10 protein-coding genes are annotated in these 10,578 nt (G+C 40.0%); 7 read left to right on the top strand and 3 right to left on the bottom strand.

What is annotated here, in order from left to right:
* Positions 1-32 precede the first annotated feature (32 nt).
* From rnpA to ACFVSW_RS26495, 3 genes are all read right to left on the bottom strand, one after another.
* Entirely contained in the window at positions 33-380 is a 348-nt protein-coding gene (gene rnpA, locus ACFVSW_RS26485; RefSeq protein ID WP_387319626.1) for a ribonuclease P protein component, read from the bottom strand.
* Between the two features lie 50 nt (positions 381-430).
* Positions 431-565, bottom strand: a complete 135-nt coding sequence (gene rpmH / locus ACFVSW_RS26490; RefSeq protein ID WP_035446353.1) for a 50S ribosomal protein L34 — start codon at positions 563-565, stop codon at positions 431-433.
* A 108-nt stretch (positions 566-673) separates the two neighbouring features.
* On the bottom strand, positions 674-862 hold the full coding sequence (locus tag ACFVSW_RS26495) for a hypothetical protein (RefSeq protein WP_387319627.1): 189 nt from the start codon (positions 860-862) through the stop codon (positions 674-676).
* Positions 863-1,292: 430 nt separating this feature from the next.
* Between ACFVSW_RS26495 and dnaA the strand changes: the two genes are divergently transcribed.
* From dnaA to gyrA, 7 genes are all read left to right on the top strand, one after another.
* The gene (dnaA, locus tag ACFVSW_RS26500) at positions 1,293-2,639 is read left to right on the top strand and encodes a chromosomal replication initiator protein DnaA (RefSeq protein WP_387319628.1); all 1,347 of its coding nucleotides are present in this window, start codon (positions 1,293-1,295) and stop codon (positions 2,637-2,639) included.
* 184 nt (positions 2,640-2,823) lie between these two features.
* Positions 2,824-3,960 (top strand): DNA polymerase III subunit beta, encoded by a 1,137-nt coding sequence (dnaN, locus tag ACFVSW_RS26505; RefSeq protein WP_387319629.1) that lies wholly within the window; start codon positions 2,824-2,826, stop codon positions 3,958-3,960.
* 144 nt (positions 3,961-4,104) lie between these two features.
* Positions 4,105-4,320 carry a S4 domain-containing protein YaaA gene (gene yaaA / locus ACFVSW_RS26510; protein ID WP_387319630.1) on the top strand — a complete coding sequence of 72 codons (216 nt, stop codon included), beginning with the start codon at positions 4,105-4,107 and terminating at the stop codon, positions 4,318-4,320.
* 16 nt (positions 4,321-4,336) lie between these two features.
* A complete protein-coding gene (gene recF / locus ACFVSW_RS26515) occupies positions 4,337-5,452 on the top strand; it encodes a DNA replication/repair protein RecF (protein ID WP_387319631.1) in 1,116 nt (371 codons plus the stop codon).
* Between the two features lie 12 nt (positions 5,453-5,464).
* The gene (gene remB / locus ACFVSW_RS26520; protein WP_387319632.1) at positions 5,465-5,710 is read left to right on the top strand and encodes an extracellular matrix regulator RemB; all 246 of its coding nucleotides are present in this window, start codon (positions 5,465-5,467) and stop codon (positions 5,708-5,710) included.
* Between the two features lie 80 nt (positions 5,711-5,790).
* Positions 5,791-7,713: a DNA topoisomerase (ATP-hydrolyzing) subunit B gene (gyrB, locus tag ACFVSW_RS26525; RefSeq protein ID WP_387319637.1), complete on the top strand. Its 1,923-nt coding sequence runs from the start codon at positions 5,791-5,793 to the stop codon at positions 7,711-7,713.
* Positions 7,714-7,737: 24 nt separating this feature from the next.
* Positions 7,738-10,263, top strand: a complete 2,526-nt coding sequence (gene gyrA, locus ACFVSW_RS26530; RefSeq protein WP_387319633.1) for a DNA gyrase subunit A — start codon at positions 7,738-7,740, stop codon at positions 10,261-10,263.
* Positions 10,264-10,578 lie beyond the last annotated feature (315 nt).

Raw genomic sequence — 10,578 nt, forward strand, 5'->3', positions numbered from 1 at the left:
CTATATTTTGACTAATTCGTAAACATTTGCCTTCATCTGCTTTTCTTTAGGACCTTACCCACTTTAAGGACATGGGTGATACTTTTTTTCACCTCAAAAAAGTCCATTTCGGCCGTTGGTTTCCTGGCAATAATCACATAATCATTTCCGGTAGCTAACTGATCCTTCAACTCAAAAACAGCTTGTCTTACATACCTTTTGATCCTGTTTCTAGTCACAGCATTGCCAATCTTCTTACTGACAGACAGACCGATGCGAAAAAAGTCTTGGTCCTCTTTTTTTAATGAATAGACAACAAATTGCCGATTGGCAAATGAAGTTCCATTTTGAAAGGCAGCTTGGAATTCTTTATTTTTTTTTATTCGTAACTCTTTTTTCATCATAACACCCTCAGACGGATTAGAAAAAAGACCACTGACGTTGCAGTGGCCTAAGCTGATAATACTTTTCTTCCCTTTAGACGACGACGAGCAAGAACCTTACGTCCATTTGCTGAGCTCATGCGACTGCGGAAACCGTGAACCTTACTATGTTTACGACTATTTGGTTGATACGTTCTTTTCATTATATGACACCTCCCTGAGGAATAGCTCTCAAATTAAACAGAGTCTAGACTATTATAAAGACGGCAGCATAAAGTTGTCAACCACTCACCAAATATTGTTACCTATTTTTATTTTTTTGAACTTGATCCAAGTGAATTTCCAGAACCTTTTATAAAAATAAGAAAGATTAAAATTTTGGATTTTGAAAATTGTCCAGCTCCAGCGGTTAGTGGACTTTGCGCTTCCACTTTTCTGTCTGTGGATAAAAAATCGACAAGTTTTGCGTTATTCACACAGGTTATTGACAAGTTTTTCACAGACAAACCCCTTGTGGACAATTTTTATACACACAATGTTACAGTTGTGGATAAACTAAGAAAAAGCATTGCACCTATTGCTATTATTTGATATTATATTTGTGTTTTCACTCTGAATAACTTTATCCTAAATAAATTTTATCCACAGTTTGTGGATAACATGTGGACATGTTATTCTATAGCTCTGTAGAAACTTGTCCACAAGCGGTGGATATTGTCGAAACTCCACTCTATTTCCTTATTATACGTTTTCCACAACCTGAACCGCCATTAATGTTATTGTATATTTATAAATTACTAGGCTGTATCCTGTTGTATGACAGCTATTTTCACGGAACTTTAGTCGATTAGGTTACCGGGTGGAGAAGAAAATACTAAATATATTCGGACAACTTTTTAAATAAAAAAAAGAAAAAAGGAGGGATATTCGTTGGAAAATATTGCGGATCTATGGAATGCAGCGCTGGGCAATATTGAGAAGAAGATAAGCAAGCCTAGCTTTGATACCTGGCTTAAGTCGACAAAGGCTCATTCCCTTCAAGGCGATCTGCTTGTCATCACCGCCCCCAATGAATTCGCGCGCGATTGGCTGGAAGAGCGTTATTCTCAGTTAATCTCGGGAATTCTTTACGAAATCACTGGAGAAGAACTTTCGGTGAAGTTTATTATTCCGCAAAATCAAAAAGAGGAAAACCAAGACGAGCCAACACCTCCAAAAAGGGCAAAAAGAGACGATGATCACGCCGATTTCCCGCCAAACATATTAAATCCGAAGTATACGTTTGATACGTTTGTTATTGGTTCTGGCAACCGGTTTGCTCATGCTGCCTCACTTGCTGTTGCAGAAGCACCGGCTAAAGCATACAATCCTTTGTTTATCTATGGGGGCGTAGGTTTAGGGAAAACACACTTAATGCATGCGATCGGTCATTACGTTTTAGACCATAACCCGTCTGCAAAAGTTGTCTATTTATCATCGGAAAAATTCACAAATGAGTTCATAAACTCGATTCGTGACAACCGAGCGGAGAATTTCCGCAATAAATATCGAAACGTGGATATCCTGCTAATTGATGATATTCAGTTTTTAGCTGGAAAAGAATCAACCCAGGAAGAATTTTTCCATACGTTTAATGCCCTGCATGAGGAAAGCAAACAAATTATTATCTCCAGTGACCGGCCGCCAAGAGAAATTCCGACATTGGAGGACCGTCTGCGTTCACGGTTTGAATGGGGCTTAATTACCGATATCACGCCTCCGGATTTGGAAACAAGAATTGCCATTCTCCGGAAAAAGGCACGGGCAGAAGGCTTAGATATTCCAAACGAAGTGATGCTTTATATTGCCAATCAAATTGATTCCAATATTCGTGAACTAGAAGGTGCACTCATCCGCGTTGTTGCCTATTCATCGTTAATAAATAAAGACATCAATGCCGATCTGGCTGCGGAAGCACTGAAGGATATCATTCCAAGCTCTAAACCGCGGGTGATAACGATCCTTGAGATTCAACGGATTGTCGGTGAGCACTATAGTATTAAGCTTGAGGATTTCAAGGCAAAAAAGCGGACAAAGTCTGTCGCCTTCCCAAGGCAAATTGCCATGTACTTATCGCGCGAATTAACCGATCACTCTTTACCTAAAATAGGGGAAGAATTTGGAGGACGCGATCATACAACCGTTATCCATGCCCATGAAAAAATTTCAAAACTCCTGCAATCAGATTCACAGTTCCAAAAGCAAATGAAAGAACTGAATGAGCTGTTGAAAATCTAATAATATTGTGAATAACTTTTACCTATCTGTACACAGTCTATCCACATGTGGATAGACTGTGTTTCTATTGATAACAGGTAGTTATCCACATACTAACAGGACCTACTAGTACTTCTACTATTTTTTTAAAAAATAATATTATATGTTCATGCTTTTAAAAATATGCTCACAAGGAGGATAAAAAATGAAATTTATAATCCAACGAGACCGCCTGGTGCAAAGTGTCCAAGATGTTATGAAGGCTGTAACATCAAGAACAACGATTCCAATCTTAACGGGAATTAAAATTACCGCAGCCACAGAGGGGGTAACCCTAACCGGAAGTGATTCAGATATCTCGATAGAATCCTTTATTCCTAAAGAGGAAGCTGGGAATGAAATTGTCGAAATCAAACAACCCGGCGCCATCGTACTTCCAGCTAAATTCTTTAGTGAAATTGTCAAAAAACTCCCTACCGATTCCGTGGAAATCGAGGTCTTAGGATCACTGCAAACCGTGATTCGTTCCGGGAAATCGGAATTTAACCTAAACGGATTGGATGCAGAGGAGTACCCTCACCTGCCGCAAATTGAAGAAAATAATAAATTTCATATTGCGACAGATCTATTAAAAGCAATGATCAGACAAACCCATTTTGCAGTGTCCACCTCAGAAACACGGCCCATCTTGACAGGTGTCAACTGGAAGATTGAAAATGGGGAACTAAGCTGTATTGCAACAGACAGTCATCGTTTGGCGCTCCGCAAAGCCAAAATTGAAACGGAATTGAATGAAAGCTACAATATCGTAATTCCAGGCAAAAGTTTGAACGAGTTAAGTAAAATTATTGATGACACAAATGAATTAATTGATATTGTCATTACCGAAAATCAAATTTTATTTAAAGCAAAGCACTTATTATTTTTCTCAAGATTGTTAGAAGGCAATTATCCTGATACATCTAGATTGATTCCGAGTGAAAGTAAAACGGAAATCACGGTTAATACGAAAGAATTTCTCCAGGCAATTGACCGTGCTTCCCTGCTTGCGCGTGAAGGAAGAAACAATGTTGTTAAGTTTTCAACGATTGCCGACAAAATCATCGAGGTTTCGTCGAATACCCCTGAGGTTGGAAAGGTTGTTGAAGAGATTCAAAGCCAATCGATCGAGGGAGAGGAATTGAAAATTTCCTTTAGCGCGAAATTCATGATGGATGCCTTAAAAGCACTTGAAGGAACGGATATTAAAGTGAGTTTTACTGGAGCCATGCGTCCATTTGTTATTCGTCCCCTGCATGACGAAACGATTTTACAGCTCATTTTACCGGTCAGAACCTATTAAAATTTATGTATTTTACCATTGCCGCCAGTTAAATGGCGGCTTGGTTTATTTTTTAAACAAAAGATTTTTAGTTTTCTTTGTATCTAAACGAATTGTTTAGTAAAATAAAGTATTGAGACCATTTTAGAAATGAGGGTGACAAATGTGCCTGAAAAAATAAAGCTGGACACGGAATATATTACATTGGGGCAATTTCTGAAATTGGCTGATGTAATTCAAACGGGCGGTATGGCAAAATGGTTTTTGAGTGAACATGAGGTAGTAATAAATGGTGAACAGGACCAAAGAAGAGGAAGAAAGCTTCGTGCAGGTGACAAAGTCCAAATTGCTGGCTTTGGGGAGTTTGTGATTACCGAGTAGCTAAAGGATGTTTGCCATGTATATAGAAAAGTTAGCGCTGCAAAATTACCGGAATTATCAAGAATTATTCATTGAATTTGAAAATAAAGTAAATGTCATCCTAGGCGAAAACGCCCAAGGGAAAACAAATGTGATGGAATCTATTTATGTGTTAGCGATGGCAAAGTCACACCGGACCTCGAATGATAAAGAACTTATCCGCTGGGACCAAGAGTATGCTAAAATAGAGGGCAGAGTTCAAAAGCAGCACAGCTCTTTACCGCTGCAGTTGGTTATCTCCAAAAAGGGAAAAAAGGCCAAATGTAACCATATTGAGCAGCAACGGTTAAGTCAATATGTCGGCAATATGAATGTGGTTATGTTTGCTCCTGAAGACCTTAACATCGTGAAAGGCAGCCCGCAAATACGAAGACGGTTTATCGATATGGAAATCGGGCAAGTATCCCCCATTTATTTACATGATATGAGTCAATATCAAAAAATACTTCAGCAGCGTAATCATTATTTAAAAATGATGCAGATAAAAAAACAAACGGACCAGACGATGCTCGAAATTTTAACGGAGCAATTTATTCAAACAGCCGTAAAGATTGTGACTAAAAGGTTTGAATTCCTCCGTTTATTGCAAAATTGGGCAAAACCGATTCACCAAGGGATCTCACGGGGGCTGGAATCACTGGAGATTACCTATAAGCCCTCAGTTGAGGTATTAGAAGGGCAAAATTTGTCGAAGATGGTAGCAAGCTTTATGGAAAAGTTTGCTAAGGTGAGAACAAGGGAAATCGAACGAGGTACAACCCTTTTTGGCCCTCATCGTGACGACTTGTTGTTTTTTGTAAATGGCAGGGATGTTCAAACATTTGGATCCCAAGGTCAGCAGCGAACAACCGCCCTATCAGTCAAACTTGCTGAAATTGAATTAATCCACAATGAAATTGGAGAGTATCCTATTCTCCTGCTTGACGATGTATTATCGGAATTAGATGATTATCGCCAATCTCATTTGCTTAATACCATACAAGGAAAAGTCCAAACGTTTGTGACAACAACAAGTGTAGAGGGAATCCATCATCAAACATTAAAAGAAGCCTCAACATTTATTGTTGATGCAGGTGCGATAGTAAAAAGTTAATTGAGGTGGAGCATGTATATTCATATTGGGGAAGATCTGAACATACGGGCGAAGGATATCATTTCAATACTTGATAAAGAGAGTGTAAACCATTCAAACCTAATTGAAGAGTTCTTACAACGCCATCAAGCAAAATTAATTAATTTGTCCAAAAGCCCTTTTAAGTCGGTCATTATTACATACGACAAGGTTTATTTATCCCCAATTGCTTCTGGAACATTAAAGAAACGTTCAGCTCAAAGGAATATACAGGGATAGTCCTTTAAATATTTTTCATTGTAAATGGCGGCGGAAACGCCATATTAGTTTTGTGAAGGTGCAGGTGAACAAGCATGACTATGGAACAAAAAGCAATCGAAGAAGAATCATACGGTGCCGATCAGATTCAGGTGTTAGAAGGACTGGAAGCTGTTCGAAAAAGACCTGGTATGTATATTGGTTCAACCAGCGGTAAAGGTCTCCACCACCTTGTTTGGGAAATTGTTGATAATAGTATTGACGAGGCGCTCGCTGGCTTCTGTGACGAAATTAATGTCATTATTGAAGAAGACAACAGCATTACCGTTAAGGATAACGGTCGCGGGATTCCAGTCGGCATTCAGGAAAAAATGGGCCGGCCAGCGGTGGAAGTCATCATGACTGTGCTTCACGCAGGCGGTAAATTTGGCGGCGGCGGTTATAAGGTTTCCGGCGGTCTTCATGGCGTTGGTGCATCGGTTGTAAATGCCCTTTCCACCGAACTTGAAGTTTACGTCCATCGTGACGGCAATATTCACCTAATTAAATTTGAACGAGGCGTTGTAGTTTCTGAATTAAGTGTAATCGGAACTACTGACAAAACAGGTACGATTACCCACTTTAAACCAGACGGCGAAATTTTCACCGAAACATTGGAATTTGAATACGACGTTCTTGCGACACGTCTTCGTGAACTAGCTTTCTTAAATCGCGGCATCAAAATCACGATTGAAGATAAGCGCGTCGAAAATAAACAAAATGAATATTACTACGAAGGCGGAATTAAATCCTACGTTGAGCATTTAAACCGCACTAAGGAAGTAATTCATGATGAACCGATTTATATTGAAGGAGAACGTGACGGTATTAGTGTTGAAGTAGCCCTACAATATAACGAGGGCTATACAGATAGCATTTACTCTTTTGCGAACAATATCCACACGTATGAAGGCGGTACACATGAATCAGGTTTTAAAACAGCCTTAACACGAGTAATTAATGATTATGCTCGAAAGAATGGCTTGATTAAGGAGAATGATACAAATCTTTCTGGAGAGGATGTTCGTGAAGGAATCACGGCAATCGTCTCAATCAAGCACCCTGATCCCCAATTTGAAGGGCAAACAAAGACAAAGCTCGGAAACTCTGAGGTAAGAGCAATTACCGATACCGTTTTCGCAAGTCATTTTGAAAAATTCCTGTTAGAAAATCCGACAGTAGCTAGAAAAGTTGTCGATAAAGGATTAATGGCAGCTAGAGCAAGACTTGCAGCGAAAAAAGCAAGGGAGTTAACCCGCAGGAAAAGTGCATTAGAGGTTTCCAGTTTACCTGGGAAGCTAGCAGACTGTTCATCAAAGGATCCTGCTGAAAGTGAAATGTTTATCGTTGAGGGAGATTCCGCTGGCGGGTCGGCAAAACAAGGTCGTGATCGCCATTTCCAAGCCATTCTGCCGCTTCGAGGGAAAATTCTAAATGTGGAAAAGGCCCGACTAGATAGAATTCTTTCTAACAATGAAGTGAGAGCGATGATTACTGCGATTGGAACAGGAATTGGAGAAGATTTTGATATTGCTAAGGCACGATATCATAAAATTGTTATTATGACAGATGCCGATGTGGATGGAGCACATATTCGGACGCTCCTTTTAACGTTCTTTTATCGTTTTATGAGAAAAATCATTGAAGCGGGTTACATTTATATTGCCCAGCCACCGCTTTATAAAGTTCAACAAGGTAAACGAATTGAGTACGCCTATAATGACAAAGAGTTGGAGCGGATCTTTGCAGAGCTGCCGGCTGCACCAAAGCCTAATATCCAACGGTATAAAGGTTTGGGGGAAATGAACCCTGAACAATTATGGGATACAACGATGGATCCTGAGCAAAGAAGCATGCTCCAGGTTAGCCTTGAAGATGCCATTGAGGCAGATGAAACCTTTGATATGTTAATGGGTGAAAAGGTAGAACCGCGCCGTAACTTCATTGAAGAAAATGCACAATACGTTAAGAATTTAGATATATAAAACTAGTGAAGGGAGGTAATCAATATGTCTGAAACATCCAATCCTCAAATAAAAGAGATTAATATCAGTCAGGAGATGCGTTCATCCTTTCTTGACTATGCGATGAGTGTTATTGTTTCTCGTGCCCTTCCAGACGTTCGTGATGGGCTAAAACCCGTTCATCGCCGTATTTTATATGCGATGCATGACCTTGGCATCCATGCGGATAAACCGTATAAAAAGTCTGCTCGTATCGTTGGGGATGTTATTGGTAAATATCACCCCCATGGTGACTCTGCAGTTTATGAAACAATGGTTCGAATGGCACAGGATTTTAACTATCGCTACATGCTCGTCGATGGCCACGGAAACTTCGGCTCTGTCGATGGAGACGGTGCTGCAGCGATGCGTTATACAGAATCGAGAATGTCAAAGATTTCAATGGAATTATTAAGGGATTTAAATAAAGATACCATTGATTATCAAGATAACTACGATGGTGAGGAACGAGAGCCAGTTGTACTGCCCGCACGTTTTCCAAACCTTCTAGTTAACGGGACAACCGGGATTGCTGTTGGGATGGCGACAAATATACCGCCGCATCAGCTTGGAGAAGTCATTGATGGCGTTTTAGCTATATCACGAGACCCTGAAATGACGATTGCGGAGTTAATGGAAATTATCCCCGGCCCAGATTTTCCAACTGCTGGGTTAATTCTTGGTCGAAGTGGTATTCGTAAAGCATACGAAACAGGCAGAGGATCGATAACTCTACGTGCAAAAGTAGTAATTGAACAAAAATCAAACGGTAAAGAAGTCATTATCGTTAATGAATTACCATATCAAGTAAATAAAGCGCGATTGGTTGAAAAAATTGCCGAATTGGCCCGCGATAAAAAAATTGAAGGCATTACAGACTTAAGAGATGAATCAGATCGTAAAGGGATGCGAATTGTGATCGAGGTTCGTAAGGATGCCAATGCCAATGTTCTCTTAAATAATTTATATAAACAAACAGCTTTACAAACTAGCTTCGGTATCAATACATTGGCACTTGTGAATGGACATCCAAAGGTGCTGAATCTTAAACAATGTTTAGTTCATTACTTAGACCACCAAAAAGTGGTGATACGCCGGAGAACCGAATTTGAATTGCGTAAAGCGGAAGCACGTGCCCATATTTTAGAAGGCTTAAGAATTGCACTCGATAATTTAGACGCAGTCATTACCCTCATTCGAAATTCACAGACAACGGATATTGCCCGTGAAGGCTTAATGACACAATTTAATCTATCTGAGAAACAAGCACAGGCCATCCTGGATATGCGCCTGCAGCGTTTAACAGGATTGGAACGCGAAAAAATTGAGGACGAATTCCAAAGCTTGATGAAGCTTATTGCTGATTTAAAGGCAATTCTAGCTGATGAAGAAAAAATCCTTGAAATTATTCGTGAAGAATTACTTGAAATTAAAGAGCGCTTCAATGATAAACGCCGAACTGAGATTGTAACAGGCGGATTAGAAAATATCGAGGACGAGGATTTAATTCCCCGCGAAAATATTGTCATTTCATTAACACACAATGGATACGTTAAGCGTCTTCCGGTTTCCACCTATCGAGCACAAAGACGCGGCGGTCGCGGTATCCAAGGAATGGGAACGAATGAAGATGATTTCGTTGAGCAATTAATCACGACATCGACACATGATACGATTCTCTTCTTTACAAACAAAGGGAAGGTCTATCGTTCAAAAGGCTACGAAATTCCGGAATTCAGCCGTACTGCTAAGGGGATACCGATTATTAACCTTCTTGGCGTTGAAAAAGGCGAATGGGTGAATGCTATCATTCCTGTTGAGGAATTCGTGGATGATTGGTCGTTATTCTTTACCACAAAAGAAGGTGTCTCAAAACGTTCCCCGTTAACATCATTCGCTCATATTCGGAACAATGGTCTTATCGCCTTGAGCCTGCGTGAGGGTGATGAATTAATCTCCGTTCGTCTAACCGATGGCAGCAAGCACATGATTATCGGTACAAAGAATGGCATGTTGATCCGCTTCCCTGAAACGGATGTAAGGTCGATGGGACGAACCGCAACAGGTGTTAAAGGGATTACCCTTGATCCTGGTGATGAAGTTGTGGGAATGGAAGTATTAGAAGAGGATAATGATGTCCTGATTGTAACTAAAAATGGCTACGGTAAACGTACGCCTGCATCTGAATACCGTATCCAAGGACGTGGCGGTAAAGGAATAAAGACCTGCCATGTAACTGAGAAAAACGGCGTTCTTGTTTCAATGAGAGCTGTAACAGGTGAAGAAGATCTGATGCTGATTACGACTGGCGGGGTTCTTATCCGCATGGATGTAGCTGGTATTTCTAAGATGGGACGGAACACGCAAGGTGTTAAACTCATCAGTATGAAAGAAAGCGAAAATGAATTTGTGGCAACAGTCGCAAAGGTGGAAAAAGAAGAGGAAGACTCACAAGAGACTGAAAACGGTGAGGAAGAAGTAATGACTGTTGATGAAGCTCAAGATATCAACACACCAGAGGATGAAGAATAGGATATAAAGGAGCATACATATGTGTGCTTCTTTTTTTTCACCTTTTAGAATGGCATCAATTTGTTTTTAAGATAATTATAGTAAAAAAATAAAAAACGTGTTGACTTTGGGCATTGCCGATGATATATTTATTAAGTCGCTTACGAGTGATTCGAGAAATTGTTCTTTGAAAACTAAACAAACAAAAACGTCAACAAACAATATTTTTTAGTTTCTTTATTGAAACTAAGCCAACGTAACAAATGAGCTAATCAACTTTCTTGGAGAGTTTGATCCTGGCTCAGGACGAACGCTGGCGGCGTGCCTAATACATGC

Origin of the sequence: Neobacillus sp. NPDC058068 (assembly GCF_042885335.1) — a bacterium.
Classification (GTDB): domain Bacteria; phylum Bacillota; class Bacilli; order Bacillales; family Cytobacillaceae; genus Neobacillus.